At 31.9% G+C, this 19539-nt stretch carries 23 protein-coding genes; 6 read left to right on the plus strand and 17 right to left on the minus strand.

Annotated elements, in window-relative coordinates:
* Positions 1–7: 7 nt before the first annotated feature.
* The 11 genes from BLP68_RS18860 to BLP68_RS18910 form a co-directional block, all read right to left on the minus strand.
* Positions 8–628: a response regulator transcription factor gene (locus tag BLP68_RS18860; protein ID WP_330389239.1), complete on the minus strand. Its 621-nt coding sequence runs from the start codon at positions 626–628 to the stop codon at positions 8–10.
* The gene (locus BLP68_RS18865; RefSeq protein WP_091547027.1) at positions 615–1709 is read right to left on the minus strand and encodes a sensor histidine kinase; all 1095 of its coding nucleotides are present in this window, start codon (positions 1707–1709) and stop codon (positions 615–617) included. The genes BLP68_RS18860 and BLP68_RS18865 overlap by 14 nt, the downstream gene beginning before the upstream one ends.
* 81 nt (positions 1710–1790) lie before the next feature.
* On the minus strand, positions 1791–2177 hold the full coding sequence (locus BLP68_RS18870; protein ID WP_091547029.1) for a DUF6608 family protein: 387 nt from the start codon (positions 2175–2177) through the stop codon (positions 1791–1793).
* Positions 2178–2341: 164 nt separating this feature from the next.
* Entirely contained in the window at positions 2342–3445 is a 1104-nt protein-coding gene (locus BLP68_RS18875) for an ABC transporter permease (RefSeq protein ID WP_176759110.1), read from the minus strand.
* Entirely contained in the window at positions 3442–4581 is a 1140-nt protein-coding gene (locus BLP68_RS18880; protein WP_091547033.1) for an ABC transporter permease, read from the minus strand. Before BLP68_RS18880 ends, BLP68_RS18875 begins: the two co-directional genes overlap by 4 nt.
* 13 nt (positions 4582–4594) lie before the next feature.
* Entirely contained in the window at positions 4595–5527 is a 933-nt protein-coding gene (locus tag BLP68_RS18885) for an ABC transporter ATP-binding protein (protein WP_091547036.1), read from the minus strand.
* Positions 5528–5832: 305 nt separating this feature from the next.
* Complete coding sequence (locus BLP68_RS18890; protein WP_091547039.1) at positions 5833–6276, minus strand: GNAT family N-acetyltransferase; 444 nt, start codon at positions 6274–6276, stop codon at positions 5833–5835.
* A gap of 80 nt (positions 6277–6356) precedes the next feature.
* Positions 6357–6914: an AlkZ-related protein gene (locus BLP68_RS18895; RefSeq protein WP_091547041.1), complete on the minus strand. Its 558-nt coding sequence runs from the start codon at positions 6912–6914 to the stop codon at positions 6357–6359.
* 45 nt (positions 6915–6959) lie between these two features.
* Entirely contained in the window at positions 6960–7382 is a 423-nt protein-coding gene (locus BLP68_RS18900) for a pyridoxamine 5'-phosphate oxidase family protein (RefSeq protein ID WP_091547043.1), read from the minus strand.
* 231 nt (positions 7383–7613) lie between these two features.
* Positions 7614–9023, minus strand: a complete 1410-nt coding sequence (locus BLP68_RS18905; RefSeq protein WP_091547046.1) for a flotillin family protein — start codon at positions 9021–9023, stop codon at positions 7614–7616.
* A gap of 89 nt (positions 9024–9112) precedes the next feature.
* Positions 9113–9691: an NfeD family protein gene (locus BLP68_RS18910; RefSeq protein ID WP_091547049.1), complete on the minus strand. Its 579-nt coding sequence runs from the start codon at positions 9689–9691 to the stop codon at positions 9113–9115.
* A 276-nt stretch (positions 9692–9967) separates the two neighbouring features.
* Here BLP68_RS18910 and BLP68_RS18915 point away from each other — a divergent pair, with 276 nt between their 5' ends.
* Positions 9968–10564, plus strand: coding sequence for a superoxide dismutase family protein (locus BLP68_RS18915; protein WP_330389237.1), 597 nt, complete (start codon positions 9968–9970; stop codon positions 10562–10564).
* A 239-nt stretch (positions 10565–10803) separates the two neighbouring features.
* Here the strand turns inward: BLP68_RS18915 and BLP68_RS18920 are convergent, their stop codons facing one another.
* From BLP68_RS18920 to BLP68_RS18930, 3 genes are all read right to left on the minus strand, one after another.
* Entirely contained in the window at positions 10804–11226 is a 423-nt protein-coding gene (locus BLP68_RS18920; RefSeq protein ID WP_091547052.1) for a hypothetical protein, read from the minus strand.
* A gap of 76 nt (positions 11227–11302) precedes the next feature.
* Positions 11303–11950 (minus strand): GNAT family N-acetyltransferase, encoded by a 648-nt coding sequence (locus tag BLP68_RS18925; RefSeq protein ID WP_091547054.1) that lies wholly within the window; start codon positions 11948–11950, stop codon positions 11303–11305.
* Between the two features lie 294 nt (positions 11951–12244).
* Positions 12245–13030, minus strand: coding sequence for a hypothetical protein (locus BLP68_RS18930; RefSeq protein ID WP_091547057.1), 786 nt, complete (start codon positions 13028–13030; stop codon positions 12245–12247).
* 330 nt (positions 13031–13360) lie between these two features.
* Between BLP68_RS18930 and BLP68_RS18935 the strand changes: the two genes are divergently transcribed.
* The 3 genes from BLP68_RS18935 (at position 13361) to BLP68_RS18940 (ending at position 15798) form a co-directional block, all read left to right on the plus strand.
* Positions 13361–13774 carry a hypothetical protein gene (locus tag BLP68_RS18935; protein WP_091547059.1) on the plus strand — a complete coding sequence of 138 codons (414 nt, stop codon included), beginning with the start codon at positions 13361–13363 and terminating at the stop codon, positions 13772–13774.
* Between the two features lie 563 nt (positions 13775–14337).
* Complete coding sequence (locus BLP68_RS22500) at positions 14338–14490, plus strand: ATP-binding protein (protein WP_242877037.1); 153 nt, start codon at positions 14338–14340, stop codon at positions 14488–14490.
* Between the two features lie 450 nt (positions 14491–14940).
* A complete protein-coding gene (locus BLP68_RS18940) occupies positions 14941–15798 on the plus strand; it encodes a hypothetical protein (protein ID WP_091547061.1) in 858 nt (285 codons plus the stop codon).
* An 850-nt stretch (positions 15799–16648) separates the two neighbouring features.
* Here BLP68_RS18940 and BLP68_RS18945 read toward each other — a convergent pair.
* The gene (locus BLP68_RS18945; RefSeq protein ID WP_091547063.1) at positions 16649–17422 is read right to left on the minus strand and encodes an REP-associated tyrosine transposase; all 774 of its coding nucleotides are present in this window, start codon (positions 17420–17422) and stop codon (positions 16649–16651) included.
* A gap of 139 nt (positions 17423–17561) precedes the next feature.
* On the opposite strand from BLP68_RS18945, the gene BLP68_RS18950 reads away from it, so the two are divergent.
* Complete coding sequence (locus tag BLP68_RS18950; protein ID WP_091547065.1) at positions 17562–18020, plus strand: hypothetical protein; 459 nt, start codon at positions 17562–17564, stop codon at positions 18018–18020.
* Positions 18021–18095: 75 nt separating this feature from the next.
* Positions 18096–18278: an alpha/beta-type small acid-soluble spore protein gene (locus BLP68_RS18955; RefSeq protein ID WP_091547068.1), complete on the plus strand. Its 183-nt coding sequence runs from the start codon at positions 18096–18098 to the stop codon at positions 18276–18278.
* A gap of 97 nt (positions 18279–18375) precedes the next feature.
* Here the strand turns inward: BLP68_RS18955 and BLP68_RS18960 are convergent, their stop codons facing one another.
* Positions 18376–19113, minus strand: coding sequence for an alpha/beta fold hydrolase (locus BLP68_RS18960; RefSeq protein ID WP_091547070.1), 738 nt, complete (start codon positions 19111–19113; stop codon positions 18376–18378).
* A gap of 3 nt (positions 19114–19116) precedes the next feature.
* Positions 19117–19464: a hypothetical protein gene (locus BLP68_RS18965; RefSeq protein ID WP_091547072.1), complete on the minus strand. Its 348-nt coding sequence runs from the start codon at positions 19462–19464 to the stop codon at positions 19117–19119.
* Between the last annotated feature and the right edge of the window lie 75 nt (positions 19465–19539).

The raw sequence follows: 19539 nt of genomic DNA on the forward strand, positions 1-19539 counted from the left end.
GGCTCCTTTACTCAATGTTCTTTATATAAAAAATTGCCAGCTGTGTTCGATCTCTTAATCTCAGCTTTTCAAGAAGATTTGTAACGTAATTTCTGGCGGTGCCTTCACTTAAATATAATTTAGCTGCTATTTCTCTATTGGATAATCCTTCACCTACAAGCTTCATTATTTCCATTTCTCGCTCTGTGAAGTCCCCCTTACATGCTTGCTTTGGTTTTTCATTGCTAATAATGGTTTTTAGGGTAGTGGCTACCTCCTTTTCAAATACTACATTGCCCTTCATTACCATTTTTAAGCTTTCTATTATACTATCGGAGGACTGGCTTTTTAAAATATATCCTTCAGCACCATTCTTCAATGCTTCTTTTATATATTCATCATCCATAAAGGTTGTTAAAATTATAATTTTTATATTATTATAACGATTTTTAATTTCCTTAGTTGCCAGAACTCCATCCATTACTGGCATTCTGATGTCCATTAAAATAAGATCTACATTATTATCGCTACAAATATTTAATGCTTCTTGTCCATTGGAAGCAACTGCTACAACATGGAAATCTTCTTCAAGCTCTAGAATTATTTTCAGACTGTCTCTGATTAAAGCATCGTCATCAACAATTAACACCTTCAAAGATTTCACCTCCCATTTCTACTGGTATTACACATACTATCATAAATCCATCTTGTCCATTAATGGAGATACTACCTCCTACGTTTTTAATTCTATCTCGCATACCACCAAGCCCCATGTTTTCTTTGATTTTACTACAACCAACACCATTATCCTTTATCAATAACCTTGTATACATATCATTGGTTTCTATAGTAATATTCACCTTTGTCGCCTTAGAGTGCTTTGTAATGTTAGTAAGAGACTCCTTGATATTTGAAGCAATAATTTCCATATGACTTGAGGGTAGTTTATTAAAGTCACCTGAAAATCTGATATCAACTGGACAATATTGAAAATGATTTATTATACTCTCTATATATTCAATACCAATATTATCTTTAGGCTTTATATTATGTACTGTTTCCCTTAAATGCACTAGAGTCTCTGCTAGGCCACCAACTGACTTCTTCAATAGATCTAGAGCTTTCTCATTATTTTTGTTAAATAATTTTTCAGTAGCCTGTAGCTGCAGTAATATGCCAGCAATATTATGACCTATACTGTCATGAATCTCCCTTGCAATCCTATTTCTTTCTTTTATCTCTGTTAAGTGGGCTATATCTTTACTTGACTCCAGTAGCTTTATCCGTGTTTGATCAAGCTCGTATCTAGCCTTTCTTTCCATATCAAAGGATTGCTTTAAAATCTTCTCCTTCTCCCATAAGCCATGACTGATATATGAGAAAAAACAGCTTAAAAAAATAAGAAAGAGGAAATTAATCATGCTATCTAAGGTTAAGTTTAAGTATCCAATTAGTAAAATAGGTACAATTCCAATATAGAAGCCCATTTCAATTAAGTCGAAGGCTATAATACCGAATAAAAAAACAAATGTAGTATTATATCCTATAGCAATGTATATAAGGATGGCTTCCATTGCTACTAGCCAAATTGAGTTGAAATACTTTACTCTAAATATACTTGAAGCTAGGAACAGGAGAAGAAAAATCAGTTCAGCAATTGAAATAGAGCTACTTAAAAGCAATTGTATTAATACAAAGGTTAAAAAGCTGATTTTAAAAAGTATTTTCATGGTCTTCTCACCATCCTACCTTATTATAGAAATTATACTCTTATCATTACTCCTCAAGCTGAATATTTTCAAAAGTAAATATTAAATATTTGCATTATTTTTATCTTTACATTGTATAAACTTAGTTAGTCCGAAAGAAATTATTATCCATACTACTGTGTAATTTAAGAAAATATCTCTATAGGCATTAGGATGTAGTTCTATAAACAACCCATTAACCCAAACTAAAGAAAATACAGCAGTCATAGTAATTATATAATGTATTATATGTACCAAATACAGAGGTTTTTTATTAAACCAATCATAAACGTACAACGATCCTATTGCTATAGCTGTTATTATAAATCTCATTATTAAGTGTGTATGAGTATCATAAAGGCGTCCATTTGCAATGCTATATATGCTACTTATTAATGTTAATACAGTAAAGGTTATCCCTATAGCTCTTATTTTATCTTTTATAACCAATTTGTTACCTCCTTTTTTAAATGGCTAAATGAAAATGTCCTATAGACATTTACCTTGTTGAAAATTCCAACAATATACAGACTGTAGGACACTCTACCTATAACTATTATACTATATAATGAATATTATAAATAAATAATTGGTTAAATAGTTAATTTTTTTGACTAATCGGCAATTTCTGATTTTTTCCACGTTCCTAATAGGAAGAAAACTAGACTGAATAACAAAAGTATACCTAATTCAGTAGTAATTGCTCTAATGGATTTACCAAACAGAATTTTTTCAAGACTAATAAGTACCCATGTAGTTGGTACAAGATTAGAAATCTTTATCAACAATTCTGGCATCATGCTCCTTGGCCAAAAGCTTCCCCCCAACATAACCATTGGCATAATCAATAATGGAGATAGTGAGGAAATTTGCCTGGAATTCTTAGATAGACTTGTCAATGCTATGGCAAAGGCTATACAAACAACTGAAAATACAAATAAAACTATTAATATATTAATGAGGGATGGACCCATATTCATTTTAAAAAGGTATTTCATTAAAAGAAACACTGAGATTATTTGTAACTGTAATAGGAATAAAAAGCTAATGATATTTTGAAACATATAACTCTTAAGCTTAACTGGTGCAGATATTATTCTATAAAAGGTTTTATTCTCTCTGTCCTCCATAATTATACTGGCTGCTGATGTTGAAAAAAACATCATACTCATAACAAGGAACCCCATACCTGCTAGCGTTGTACCCGCTGACTTATCTACATCATAAAGGATCTCTGAGACAATAAATGAACCATCTAAATAATCATTAATTCCCCTTTTAAAAGTATTATAGTCTCCTCCTGATGATGCTGCAATATGCTTTGCTGATGCTAAAAAATTTTCTATATATATCATAACAGGAACAGTAACATCTGTTTCATTAATACTATAACCCTCTATTTGGGGGTTTTTCATGTCAATAGTATCCTTAGTAAATCCCGCTGGTATTACAAGCCCTAAATGTATTTTTCCACTTAATAATTGATCTTGTATCTCTTCTTTATTTATAAATTTGATGGTACCTTTGTTGTTCAAGCTATCTATAAAGCTTTGTGTTAATTCTGTATTGTCATTGTCAACAATACCAATTGCCATATTAAATTGCACACCAAAAACCATCATCATTAATGTAATAAATCCGATTGGCACCAACAGCATTGTTATTACTTGGCCTTTATCCTTTAATATTCTCTTTATAGTATAAAAGAAAACTGTCATTGTATCTGCCTCCTTCCTGCAATAGCTGAGGCCATAAAGGTAAATAACCCCATACCCCATATAATCATAATGAATAATTGTGTTTCCCCAGATCCACCTTCAAAAACTTGATTAAAGATAGCTCTTTGAGCAAGGTAATTTGGTGATAAAAACTTTATTTTGTCTAGCATACCGCCTATATTATCAATAGGTATATAACCACCTGCAATAAATGTGAAGAAGGGTACAAGTATATTCATTATAGACGATGCCTTCCGTCTGCTGGAGCATACCATACAAAGCATTACTCCGATACCTGTTGAAAGCATCGTTAGGGAAAAGCATATAAACAATACTAGCCATAAATTGTTTCCCCAGTTTACATTAAATACATACCTTGTAAAGAGTATTAGCATTAATGACTGTGTAAACAATGTAATTACAACTCCCAGAGTTTTTCCAACATACATTTCATAAGCTTTAGTAGGCGAAGCCTTAATTCTTCCACCAATACTATCAAAGTAGTCCTTACCGATTTCATGTATTCCATAGCTGGCTCCATACATAATAGTCATTGCCAGCATTGTTACACTATAGTAGTCCATTGCAGTTGGTACCCTACCCGATGAGCTAATGGGCCTTCTATTTATACTTTTTTCTCTAATAAATTGTGAATTAAAACTACCTAAGCTTGCTGTAGCTTCAATAGCATTCGCTGCATTTACAAAGCCTTCTACTACACTATTTACTATAATTGCTCCAAAGCTACTATAATTACTCCTAATAACTTTAATGTCGCCTTTTTCATTTTTTTGTAAGCCTTCAGTATATGCTTCATCTATGAATATCATTGCTGCTACTTCTCTAGTCTTTATCATTTCTAATCCTTCGTCATAGGTATTAACATATTTTACTATTAATAGATCTTCAATCTCTTCTAGCTTTAAAAAGCCATCAAAGCTTTCTGAGGCAGTCCCTGCGTCTAAGTTTAGGTATGCAACATTTGTTTTACCGATGGTGGAAGGATTAAACATTGTTGAAAGAGCTGTACCCAAAATCAATATCAATACTATAGGAAACAGTAGCATTTGTATTAGGCCCCTCTTATCTCTTATAAATCTTACCATTGTATAATATAAAATATAAATAATATTCACACCAATTGCCTCCTTAATCCCTTAATGATCTACCGGTTAATGTTAAGAACACACCTTCAAGGGTGGGCTTTTCAATATTTACTCCATGAATTTCAACACCCATTTTTACTATTTCATCTATTATTTTACTTAAGTTGTTGGCATTCTTTTTTGATATAATCAGCAATTTTTTACCGTCCAAGCTACATTCCTTTACATCCTCCATTTTCTTTAAGCCTTCAACAAGATTATAGTTAACTGATGATACTTCAATATTTAATCTCTCCTCAAATGAAATCATGGCCTTAAGCTCTTCCTTAGTGCCTCTAGCAATAATCTTACCATGATCTACTATGGTTATATTACTACAAATTGCTTCAACCTCTTCCATGTAATGGGAGGTATATATTATAGTTGACCCCATTTGGTTCAGCTTAAGTACCGATTCTAATATCATTTTACGTGATTGGGGATCAATCCCTACTGTAGGTTCATCCATTATTATCAGCTTTGGATGATGCATAATTGCACAAGCAATATTTAACCTTCTTTTCATTCCTCCAGAAAACTTCTTAGGTAAATCTTTTCTCCTGTCCCATAGTCCTGTAAAGCTCAGAGCTTCTTCTATTCTTTCCTTTAGAAGATTACCCCTTAACCCATATAGCCTACCGAAGTATGCGATATTTTCATAGGCAGTAAGATCTTCATATATGGCCAAGTCTTGAGGAACAATTCCAATCTCTTTTTTTATCTCATACTCATGCTTTTTCAGATCTTTTCCGAAGATCTCAATACTTCCATCATCATATCTTGTAAGTCCTAGTATTGTATTAATCAAGGTTGTTTTACCTGCACCATTGGGGCCCAATAAACCATAAACTTCTCCTTCTTTAATAAATAGATTAACATTATCTACTGCCAAAACCTCGTTATAGCGTTTCACTAGGTTATTAATCTTTAAGATCATTGCATTACCTCCTGATTTTACTAATATATTTATATAATAGTATCTATCAGCTCACAATAATAGTGCTTATAATAACAAAAGCATATGACAAATGTCATATGCTCAGACTGATGAAAAACCCCCATCTTCTTCGTTGCTGTAAAAACCCAGCACCCTTACGTATTGCGTATACGCTGCAGTCGCTAGGTTTTCTTGCGCCTCGAATCTGTGGCTTTTTCATCAGTCTGGATATTGTTGACTTTTTCAACAACCTCAGCATATGACAAATGCCATATGCTGCATCATAACGAAGCTTTTTAACTTTTTTATTTCTGTTGCATATATAATGTATTGGGATAAAATCCAAGCTTCTTATAAAACCATATTGTAGATTCATTCTCTTGTGATACCGTTACACCAATTTCTTTACAATTCTTTTCCTTTAACCATTCTAAATGATTGATTGACAGTTTCTTACCGATGCCTTTCCCTCTATTAGCTTCTTCCACATGAAGTGTCTGTATCTCTCCTTTTCCATCCATGATAGTAGATATACAATAGCCAATATACTCATGGTTGTTTTTGGCTACAGTTATTTTCATATTATCCCTATTAAATCCATTAAAACCCTTTATTCTCTCATCAAATCTAATAAAACGGTATAATTCCTTAAAGTGCTCTGATGTTTTCTCATGATACAGTCGGTTTTTCTCCCAAAGGTCTTTGATGATTTCAATTTCATCATAGGAAATATCAAACATTTCACACATTGTTATCTACCTCGCTATTATTTTATTTGAACTGTAATGAATGAAAATTTAAATTTGATCAAAACTATATCCAAATACAATTAAGTACCCATTATAATAGCCTTGAGTTTATTATCACTAATTTTTTCTGCTAGCATTTCTACTATGATCTCTTGAGGATTTTCAAATATATATTCCCCTTTGCTTTCCCTTTCCCAGGTCTCGCTGGTACCCCACAAATATACTCCCCAGTTATTCGATATACTTTTTGCCTCCCCTATTGCTGTTATCATTAGCTTGTTTTGCAAGGTTTTCATAGCTTTTTTCAATTCAGTTACTTCAATTGGAAGTCCAAGTCTTATAAACTTCATATCAACTGGTTCATTTAACTGGATAAACTCATACACATATCTTTCATTGTCTTTCATTTTACTTAATCCTTGACAAGCCCTAATAGCATAATAAAGCTTTGGTGATATAAAAGTACTTTTATCCTCAATCAGCTTAGTCAGAAAAACCTTCCTTGTATTTATTAAATAAATTGCTTCCTGCCAACCTCCGCCGTATTCACATATACTGGGGTATTTCTGGTTTTCATTCAGCATAATAAATCCATTGTTATTAAGAAGCTGTTGAACTTGCTGTAGGAATTGATCCATAGTTTCACCAACCTATTTTTATAGACTTACCATGCTCCTTAAATCTTAATAAATCTCAAAATCCATATTTATAAGGCCATGATAATAATTTCCTCTCTTTGGCACAAACCTTACTAAGGCGTAATCTGGGTCGGTGCAGCCAAGGGGATAATATCGTTCCATTCCATCCTGCCAAAATTCTTTCCGCTTATTGTCATCATAAGAAACTTCTGCCTTGCCTGTTAACATTAATCCCTCAAATGATTTCTCGTCATAAAAATACAGACTAGCATTTGGGTTTTCTAAAATCTGTTTTACTCTCTTTGATGAAGTATTGGAGCAAAACCAAAACTCTTTGAGGCCATCTGAAGCCGTTTTTATCATTGCCTTAATCTGTGGCAAGCCATTTTGATCAACCGTACCCAAAACTCCTGTAAAGCTGCGTCCTACCAATGACATAGATTTTTCTCTTAATAAGTTATTATCCACTTGATATTCCTCCAATCATAGTTAATAATTTTATATATTTTATATGCTAATTTAAACAGCACCGTCCTTTGCACTCCTTTCAGTTTGTATAAAGATGAAATTTAATATACATAATTTCTTTTTTTAATAAATTTGAAACTTATTTTTTTATTCTGCACATGTAGTATAAATCCTTTTATTCTTATAAAGAAAAATCCACTCTTACGAGTGGAAATAGTTTCTTAACATCTTTTATTCTTGTATATCGGCATTTTCTGCTTCTTTTTTCCGATACCCCTTCAATACTTCATTCAAATCTATACCAGTTAGAGCATTTACTGTTTCAGGTAGTTGAGCCATAATGTCAGTTACATACCCAGTTACTTTGCCTGCTCCTTTTGCTCCATTGTTATTACCACCACTATCTACAATAACAATTTTTTCTGTTTTAGCTAGAGGCTCCGCTACTGCCTTTGCAATTTGCGGTAATTTTTCTATAATCATTTGTGTTACTGCTGCTTCATTGTACATTTTGAAGGCTTCAGCCTTTTTCATCATAGCTTCTGCTTCAGCATTACCCTTTTCTTTAATAATTTCAGCTTCAGCTTTACCCTCTTCCCTAACAGCCTTTGCCTTTGCCAATCCCTCAAGCTCTATTGACCTAGCCCGTGCTTCGGCATCTTGGATTTCTTTAAACTTATTAGCTTCAGCTTCCTTTTCAAATTTATATTTCTGTGCATCTGCATCCTTTCTAATGGAGGCTTCAAGCTCTTTCTCTCTTTTAATAGCATCTCTTTCTGCTAATTCGATTTGTTTTTCTCTTCTTAAAAGCTCTACTGCCATTTCTGTTTCTGTTACTTCCTTTTTAACCTTGTTTTGCTCAATTTCATAGGCAAGGTCAGCTTTAGCCTTTTCAGTTTCTTTATCTTTACGATAGGCCTGTACTTTCAGATCTTTATCCTTTTCTGATTCAGCAATCTGAGTTTCAGCAGTTAATCTTGCTTGCTCTCCTAGTCTGTTGGCTTCGGCAGTTTTAATCTTTGCGTCTCTTTTTGACTCAGCCTCTGCAATTTCAGCATCCTTTTTAACCTCTGCAATTCTCTTTTTACCTAAGGCTTCAAGATAACCATTATCGTCCTTTATGTCTCTAATTGTAAATGCCTTTATTTCAAGTCCCATATCAGCCAAATCTGAAGCGGCAACGCTTTGAACATTAGAAGCAAATTTTTCTCTATCTTTATATATATCCTCTACAGTTAACTTTGAAATAATTTCACGAAGCTTTCCTTCAAGTACATGCTTTGCTGTATCACGGATAACTTCAATTGTTCCCTGCTCTGTTCCAGTATTAAACTGTTCTATAGCTGACAGAATGCTTTCCATATCTGATTTAACTTTAATTACTGCAACACCGTCTGCTTTAATTTCAACTCCCTGCTCTGTCAATGCACCATCGGTTCTTACTTCAAGCTTAATATTCTCTAGTGAAATTCTATCTATTCTCTCCAGTAAAGGTACTACGAATCCTCCACCACCTGAGATTACTCGTTTCCGTAAGCCTGTTACAACTATCGCCTTATCCTGCGGTGATTTTTTCCACATTAATACTATACTCAAGGATAATATTATAATGGCTAAAACTATTAAAGCTGGTATTATCATAAAATCTCCCTCCTATATGTGTTGTTATTTATTTCTCAAAAAAGCCAGCTCTATTTTGCACCTCCTTCATAGTCAAAATTATAAGTGTATTATTTTTTTTCTACATAAAAGATATGTTTCTCAATTTTTTTTATTATAACTATTTCACCCTCCGTTATAATACCATCGTCATCCAGGGCCTTTGCAGGTGCAGTATAGGTATTTTTATGTATAACATACCTTATCTTACCCATTTCGTTATGGGGTATGGTTAATATTACCCTGGCCTCATGCCCTATTAAAGATTTATTTGAATGGGCTACTGTTTGTCTTTTATGTAATGGAACTATAATAAGCTTATACATTAATATAGATACAAAAAAAGCAAAAATTGTTCCAATAAGTAGAGCTAAAATATCACTATATCCTTTATTTATAACCATTAACCCTACGCCACCAAAAACTGTGACAAAAGCAGCAATAATTGTTGGCTTCAATGGTGATACAGTGCCAACTCCTTTGCTAACACCTTCAAATTCAATATCGGTATCTAAGTCTAGGTCAATATCAATATCTAGGTCAGTTTCAACTCCTAAGTCTGTTTCTCCACCAAATATTAAACCCAATATAAATGATACAACTGTAAACAGTAATCCAGTCTTAAAGCATATGTCAAACAACTTCTCCAACCAAAACCCTCCTTCTCATTAAGTTACTCCATAATCTATAGTTTATATCATAATATTATTCTATTTTACATTATTCATCAAAAGTTGATTATATCCTTCAATATTTTTACATTTTGTTATACTTTAAAATATATTATATGAAATGCAGAAATATGAGAGTTTTTCAAATGCTCCCATTAGTTATTAATATCTATTAACATATATGTCTAACGTCTCATACTATAAATTGAAACCAATAGAGTTACCGGTTCTTCTTAATATAAAGGAGGAGTGAAGATGAATTCAAATAATCCTTATGGAGGTAATCATGCTTACTTAGATACTTCTGTTGGCCTGCAGACTATGGTGTGGCATAACTGGTATTACTGGATGAACAGAATGAACAGTGGTGGTAGCTACTGGTTCTATCCGAAGGGACGTAGCATGACATATGCAAAAATTAAAGGTGGTCCCCTTGCACCCCACATAAATGGCATGGTCTATTTTATTGATGTACCTGGTGGTACAGAGGTATGTATAAACGTAAGTGGCCTTCCTCCCTATCAACCTGCTACAAAGGATAAAGATCCCATTGGCCCCCATGGGTTTCATATTCATGAAGTTGGTATCTGTGAGGTTGGGGACCCTAAAGAGCCCTTCCAATCAGCTGGAGAGCATTGGAATCCTGATAATCAGCCACATGGAAATCATGCGAGCGATTTTCCTGTAATTTTTTCTAATAATGGATCTGCGAGAATGTGTTTTTTCACTAATAGATTTAAGCCCTGGGATGTTATTGGCAAGTCAGTTCTCATTCATGAGAGTCCTGATGATTATCGTACTCAACCAGCAGGAGATGCAGGGCGCCGGTTGGCCTGTGGCGTTATACAATAGTAAATAAGCTATTTATATCTGTCCCACTAAACACATGACTTATTAAATGTTTTAAATGAATCAAACACAGTTTTATATTAATTCATTATTAAAATAAGGTCTAAAGTATTTTACTTTTGACCTTTTTCTTTTTGTAATTTATTCTTTTATCCAACTTTTGTTTTCTGAAGCGTAGAGGCTAGTCTCAAATTTCCATGTTTTTTTAGAAAAAGAAATTGGGTATTTGCCATCTCTCTTAATCATTTAGCTAATAGCAATAATGTAATGCCTATAGCTGATTTAAGTGTTAAAGAAAGTGTGTCTATAAATATCATATATTCGTAATAAACTAACTCATCAGCTAACATTTTTGTAAACAATAATCCGATAATATTGAATACCAATCCAATTATGATACCAAAACTGATAATTCTTCTGATAGTTTTACTTAGCTTTCGCATCTTCTTTAGCATTATTAGGGTAGCCAAAATGAATGCATTGATAGTAACAAGCATTACAATGGCTTCAATGAAGATTTGGCGTGGTTCACTTACGTGATGAGTTATTCTTTGAATATCTCTTAATATATCATTACTTAGTCCTGCAAACAAATCTCCAACTATGTATATAAGTGTTATAAATACTGAAATTATAGTAATAATTTGGCTTTTTTGTTTAGTCATAGTACCACCTATGTTTAAATTTCTTTTAATCCAGTTGATTAATAAACCTTAATTATTATCAATAGGATTGAGCTCATTATCTCGATTTTCTCATATTGACTAATTGGATAAATCTTTCCTGAGTAGGTAAGCCGTTTAGTTTATCTTTTTGGGGAAAGCCCTTATCAAATTCTTTTGAAGCTATTTCATCAATTTCATACACCGAATCCTCATAAAAACGTCCTCCGCAATCTGATAGCGCCCCTTGATATAGTTCAAGTGCTTGAAGCGGAACAGCATACATATTGTCAGGTGTTCTGATATCATATTTTTCAGCCTCAATAAAGCCAAATTTGCTGTAATAACTTGGGTCACCATATATTAAGACTGCTCTGAATCCCAGTTCTTTCGCATTTTCTATCGTATGTTCAATTAGCATACGCCCTACACCTTTGCCTTGATACTCTGGGATAACAGAAAGTGGTCCAAAGGTTATGACATCAATGCATTCACCATTATCTCCAATTATTTTAGATCTTGTATATACTATGTTTCCAACAACATTTCCGTCAATTTCTGCAACAAAATCCAATTCACTTATAAATGAATCGGACTTTCTCATTATATGTAATAAATAATGCTCATCGCATCCTGGAACATGATGATTCCAAAACGCTTCCCTTGTTAGTTCTTCAACCATCCGATAATCAGAAGATGTTTCATTTCTCAATTTAATATTTACCATTTTATTAACCACCTCATAGTAAAAATAGTAATCGTTACCTTATTAAGGAACACGACCTAGCTTCACACCCAGTGAGAAGGTGTGGTGCTTCTTTTTTATTAAATGCTCCTTGGCGAAGCTTCGTTCCCGGAAAGGGATGTGGAATTTACAATGTTTTCCTCATTTATTTTTCCTGACTATTTAAATTATTTTCTACTTCTACATATTTATCCTTTAATTTTAATTTGAAGTAAAATAAAGGTATCTAAGTTAGTATATGGGGTTAATATTATACCAGCGTAGATACCTTACTGTTTATTGTTTATTTTCTAATTTATGATATAAAATTATAGATACTGATTTAATAAATGGTATAATAAAAATCAATACTATACCATTTAAAGTTGTTATTACAAAATTATTTAAGGGTGATAATGTATACATCGCACCATATACGTGTCTGTATAAGATATAAGGCAATGAAAATATTGATCCTAGCATTACATTTAAGATAAAAACTTTTAATAAGTGTCCCTTTACAAGCTCCTTACTTGCGTCAAAGTAATATATCCTATCTGTTAAAACTTTAAATAATGGAGCATACCCGTAGACACTACTTATATAAGCCCATGCTATTGCTGAAATTAGTGTAAGGGTCCATTTAACTATAACATTATTTATGAATAAAAATGAAAGAGTACCAATTACAATGGGAATTAGTAACATTATACCTAATACTATGCTAATCCCAATATAGCCCCATGTTTTAGACTTAGCTTTACTGTAAGAATCTTTAAAGTTGGTAATAGAATTATTATATTTTTCTGTAATACTAATAAAGAATGCCACATCTATTCTTGATACAAAATAGATTGATACCAACATTATAGGAAAAACTAATAAGCTTATGAATATATCATGTTCCCTACTTACAATATCTCCAACAAAATTTAACATAACAGAAATATATTCTATAAGAAAGCTATACATAGGATACAGTATGAAAAGATTAAAATTATTTTTATATAATTGTAATGCTTCCTTGATGATTTGCCAAATTCTTATTTGTGAACTCATATTCTCTCCATAATTTTTAGACATGTAGATTCCTCCTTAATTTAGATTGATGAAGCTAGAACTTAATTTTGATTTTTTCCTATATAAATATGATTGTATTTTTTGGTATTATGTTCCATGTTTTTATTTTATTATATTATGGTCCCTTTGTTTCTTCTATAAATTTATACAAACTTTGATTTTTGTAAACAAGGTTTTGTAAACAAGAAGATATTGTTATATTATTATTTAACTCCTAGTATTCTTTATCATTATGTTAAATAATGCTATAATAGCAATTAATAAAAAATTAAAGGAGGTGGAGTTATTTATTTATCAAAAACTAGTAAAATCAGTAAATTTACTTATTTCTTTATGTTGATTATTTTAACTACTACAATCTCTTTGTCTAGTTGTTCTATAAGTGTTAAAGAAAAAAATGAAATACTAGACCTCTCAGAAATTCTATATGTTTTTGAAGAATTAGAACTTCATCTTAAACCACAAATCGAAGATAATTCATATCCTTATATTAATGAGATCAAACCTAATAAATTTGAGTTGCTAGATGGTGCTATATTTATTTACGTCTTTAAAGATAAAGATTTAGCTTTAGATCACGATAAAATACACAAAGATTTTAATCAATTAGTATTAAATCAAAAGTTATATTTGTACCAAATAAGAAACATTGTAATTATTTATTGTCCTCAAAATGAAGATCCACAAAAATTGATAGATGAAATGGATAATAAAATAAGAGAAATAGTTGAATATTTTTCCAAATAATGAAAAAATAGCTCAAGAGCAAAATTATAGCCAAACATAATTTTTAAATACCCATTTATTTTGATTTTTATATCTACTAGATATGTAGATAATTTTATCATCAATAATTTCTATAAAAAAAAAACCGGAGATGTATTTTTGTCTTCTTTTGACGAAAGAGTTACAACAAGATGGGAATTTTAGAAGGAGTATACTTGCCACTATTACACCAATAATAATCCAAACATATTTTTCGAAAAATATTTCATAGTATAGTCCTCTTTATTTTGAATATTTACTATGTAATAACATATTTGTTATAAATAATCGTGAATAATCGCAGTAACGGTTCTTTTGATTGCTAGTATAATTATGTATTTTTTATTTGATATTAGTGTTTGTGAAACTCCCATAATCCTCATTCTCTGGGTAAGCTCTTTATTTGTGCTATATTTATTCCTTTGCTTTTATCCCTGGCAACTCGTGGCATGTTTATTGCTCCTTTTTACTTTTTCTCTTATTATACTTTATCATAAGCAACTAATCATCAGAACCGTCCCTTTGATTATGTGGTCCCTTTGATTATGTGGACCTGGGGGGTGTTTGGCGATAAAGCTTTAACCATAACTCTACTAGATAGACTCACTCCTTATTCCTATGTAATTCCCTTTGTTGGTGAGTCTTACAGATTCAAAGAAAGCAATCAAAAAATTAAACTAGTCAAATCAAAAAACTAAAAAACTGCCTTGAGGTGGTCATTTTTTGATTATCACAGTGGTAAACTTTTTGATTGACACTACTACCATCTCCTTTTATATTTATTATACAGTTTTTATACTGTAGATAAATAGCAGCAATTTGTTAATTTTACCTAGTGTGGCAGATCTCTTCTTCCATTAAGCAAAAAAAATGAGTTAAAATGCCAATTACACTAAAACGAACAGTGCGGTAGATAATATTATTTTTGTTATCAATAGGATTGTTAATTAATACATGGATATAATTTGTATTCTTCTTGTGGAATGACAGGATTTGATTATCGCCAAATTGTAACAAATTTACAAAAAATATAAAATTAAACATAAATTACAAAAAACGACATATATTTTCATTTAATTATGGTATAATTTGTATTGGGTGGCCATCCTAAATTTAGAACGCTAATTACCAAAACGAGAGATAATCGCATGAAAAAAAGTAAAGTAATTAACATTGTAGTATTAAGTATGCTTGTTATTCTTATTTTAACTCCATTAGGTTATGCACAAGATTTTGAATTAGAGACACGGACAATAAATGAATACGAAGCTTTAAAGTCACTAAGTGATATGGATTTGGACGAATTAGTGATTCAAGGTTATTCAGAAGATGAAATTTACATGATAGAAAATTACAAAGATTTCTATACAAATAAAATTAAAGAATTAAAAAGTCTAGATATTAAAACTCTAAAATTAATGGATTATACAGAAGAACAAATAAAAGCAATTAAAAACTTCGATGGTAGTGAAGAAATGTTAATTTTAGCAGCATCTACACTTACTGTAGATTCAGGTGTTGTTTCTTATAGTTATGATAGTTCTAATAATAAAACTAACGCACAAGTAGTATTGTCATTTCGCTGGAATGGACAACCATCATGGGGATTTACTGATATTTTTGCTTTTGTTTGGAATGCTGACTTTATATTAAATCAAAGTTCATCAATCATGACTCTTGAATACAGAAATGTACACTACGATAATAAAGTTGAAACCACAGCAAGCCCAGAGTTAAATGGATTGAATTCAGCGTGTTTTAAATTTCCTCAAAATGTAACAGCTAGTGTTCCAGGTCAAGGAGTATTAGGTCATTGGTTACGAGCGGGGGGAGCTACTTTGAATCTTAGTCAGACAGGCCGTGTAGAGCAGTTTAAAATATTCTCGGCCTATGGATATAATACAGTTGCATGGTCGCCATCTTATACGTATCCTGGTGGTCTATCTATTAAGTTCTCACTGAGAGTGATAGAATTAGATAACGATTTAGCAGATGCAAATCTATAGTTAGCACGAAGGGAACGACCATTCCCTTCGTATTTAATATAATACATAAAGGTCTTTAGTAGCAAATGTTCATACAATACTAGAAATATGATAGTTACTTTTCGATTTTTTATAAGTATTCAAAGCTATGGTAATCAGAAAAGGAGGGCAAAAGAATGGGTATAATTATATCGATTGGAATGAATTTAATATGGCTTACTCCCATTGTTTTTGTTACTAGTTTAATAGGAGCTATAAAAGCTATCAAAGAGGAGAGGAAAACTACTCCTTATACTATTACATGTTCTATCAGTTTTATGTTAATAGTAGTATCATTATTTTTCAGTAACTAGACATATTACGGTATTGGATTGAACCTCTATTTTTAAAAAAATTAATATATTTTGTACTTTTATAGTTTCAGTTTCTAGATTTAGTCTATAGAGATAATTTATTAATCAGGATATAATCTTCATATATATGAACTGATAATGCATCATATTAAAATCTATTAGTTATTGTGAGTATGATAAAGTATATAAATAATAGACTATTTAAATATACTCAATAATCATAAGGCTTAAAGTATTTTTCAATTGGCATAATTATTTCTTTTATAAAATATTAGCCATCATAGTATAATTCATCTACCCCTACCCCGACGATCATGGATTTCACCCATGAATCAATAAATACAGCTCTCTTAATACTATCAGTTCCATGCTTAAGTCTGAGTCCATCGATTACACAATCTAGGGCTCTTTTTTATCTAATCTAGGATCATCGAAAAAGGAACACTGAAAAAACTCATTACTGGAAAGCTCAGAAACTCTGACCCCTAAAAAAACGCAGGGACGGTTCTTTTGTTTCATTATGCCCTATTTACCAAACTTAAGGAAATACCAAGTATCCTTGATATCTGTCTTTGGGTCAAACCTTCAATTTTCTTCACCTTTGCCACTATCTCATCTCTTTGAGCTTTAGAAAGAGCTTTTACTTGTGCTATTTCATACCCTGCAATCATCTTACCAATTTCAACTCTGGCCTCTTCATCACTGTAATCCTTTTTATCAGTATCATCAAGAAAGCTATCTCTATTTTCTTCTTCATTATATTCAATAAACCTTCTTAGGGCTGTGGTTAAATCCTCTGAGAATAAACATAATATATACTCCATGTCCAAAAGTTCTACTGGATAAGGCTTCTTTCTATAGTAGCTCTGGCAGCTACTCCACTTCCACTCTCCAGGAGTTTTAGCTATGCCTGCTTTTACAGGATTTTGATGTATGTATCTTACGACAGCTAAGAGATATTCATCGCTCTCAACCTTCTCACTTTTGTATCGATCTTGAAAAAGATGTCCTGTAGTTTTGTACTTTCGGTTATAATACCACACATAACTAACCCCTATTCTTTTCATGAACCGAGGCAATTCTTCTTTTCCCTCACCTATAAGTAAATGGACATGATTACCCATAAGACACCATCCATATACTTTTATATCACTTTTCTGCTTATATTTTGCCAGAGTTTCTATAAATCTTTGGCAATCTTCATCATCATGAAATATCTCCTGTCTATTTGTCCCCCGTAGCATTATATGATAAATGCCACTTTCACTCTTTTCTCTTGCTTGTCTTGGCATAGCACACCTCACGTAACCAATTTTGGTTTATTATACCATATAAAATAAAAAGAAACAAGAGAACCGTCCCTTTGTTTCTCAATGACAAATTTATGTATATGGTAATATATAGTTAGAAAAAAATAAAGGAGGTTTATTTATGAAGCATGTAATTTTTAGTTTCTGGTTTATGATCATCCATACAATTTCTTACACCTTAGCGGGGATGTTTGCATTGAAAATAAGTAAAGATATTTACGATGGAAAAAGTAGAGTGCTTGATTACTTGAAGGATATGGGAAATACTAAAGAAAGAAAATATGTAGAAATTTGGTTCTTACCTGCACAATTATTAAGGGGATTAATTCTATCTTTTGTTCTATATCCAATTCTAGGACCATTAGGTGAGCTTAGTTTTTTAATACGCTTGTTTTTCTTAGCAGGATTAATGTTTATATATACCCACATAGGCTCTGCAGCTCCTTGCCCTGATAATATTGAAGGTTTTGTGTATTTGAAAGACAAATACTTTAACATTACTTCATTTTTTAAGTTTCAGCTTGAAATGATTATTTATACCGGAATTTTTTCAACCACATGTAGCTTTTTTCTATTTTAATTATATTTACCAGCATACAAATTAGTTTATTGCACATTATATATTTAACCAATTTCACAAAGGGGAGGTATATAAATGTCTAAAAAGAAATTAGTTGTGCCAAATGCGAGAAAAGCCTTAGAGGATTATAAGATTGAAATTGCAAAGGAATTTGGTGTTGATGACCCTAGAACACTAGCTTCTAAGCATACCGGGTACATCGTTAGGAACCTAGTTGAAATGGGTGAACGACAGTTAATTAATAAAAATAAAAATTAAAAAGATAAAGGAGCTAATTTTCTACAACATTTAAGTCTTTTGAAAATAGCTCCTTACTTTATTAATTATTAATTACTGATCCCTTTAATAATGTCTTTTAATATAATAGGGTATGTTCACTCTCTATTTTGAGACACTCTAAGAGACCTTTAGAAAAAACATCTGGGTCTGTAAATAGCCCTTCATGATCACAATCCACTTCGATAATTGGATATTCCCCCAGTGATTTGAACATTCCCACAAATGCTCCTGGTGGAACCGATACATCTTTAGTGCAATATAATAAGACCTTTGGTATATCTAAAGCTTCAAAATCCATCGCATTAATAGGTGTTTCCATTATTATTAATGGCTGTGTAACAAGAATATCCATTAGTGCATTATATCTCTCTTCACTAGCTTCAGTAGCTAACATTCCCCTAACAAAGCCTGGATCGATGGGAATAGCTCCCGTACCACTTTTATCCGCTTCTAATCTCATAGCATTTTTGATTTCATCCGGTACAAAATCAAACTGTGATTTACCATGGGGTAATATCCATGCATTATTGAATATTATTTTTTCCACTTTATCCTTTGCTTTAGGAATAGCCATTTGCATGATATGACCTGCGCTTGAATGTCCAACAACAATTACTTTTTCTTTTTGGTCATTTAAAACCTGTGCAACATACTCTACATAATCTTCATAAGTAACATCCTTACTGTCCTTTTCACCATTACCCGGCAGTGTTATTGCCTGGACTTCGTAGCCCTCTGCTTCTAATAAATCTACAACTTCCTTCCAGCATATTTCATTATGCCATGCCCCATGAATTAAAATAATCTTACTCATTTATCATTCCTCCTTTTTAATTTGATTACTAATGAATAAGTGACCTTCCTTAATCAAATTGCACATTACAGCAGTGGATCTTCCTTCTTTGTGAAAATATTTTTTTGCTAAATCTGCTGTGGATTTTACTAAGTTCTTGATAAACTGTTTTTCATTCCTTTCAGAAATCCACAAAATAATGATTAGCTGATCTGCATTACTGCCCATAAAAGCATCTGTTTCATCATAATAATCCACAATTATATTAATTCTTTCTACTTCAATGTCCATCTGCTGTGCCAGCTTATGAGCAAAGCCTTTAATATCCAGTTGAACACCTTCTCTTCTTAATCGGATATTAATACAAGGCATATAATCACCTCCATCAATATCTATTGCAATTCTCTTGCCATTCTTTTCTTATGGATGTAATAAGTGATATCAATG

Source organism: Alkaliphilus peptidifermentans DSM 18978 (assembly GCF_900101495.1).
In the GTDB taxonomy this organism is placed as follows: Bacteria; Bacillota; Clostridia; order Peptostreptococcales; family Natronincolaceae; genus Alkaliphilus_C; species Alkaliphilus_C peptidifermentans.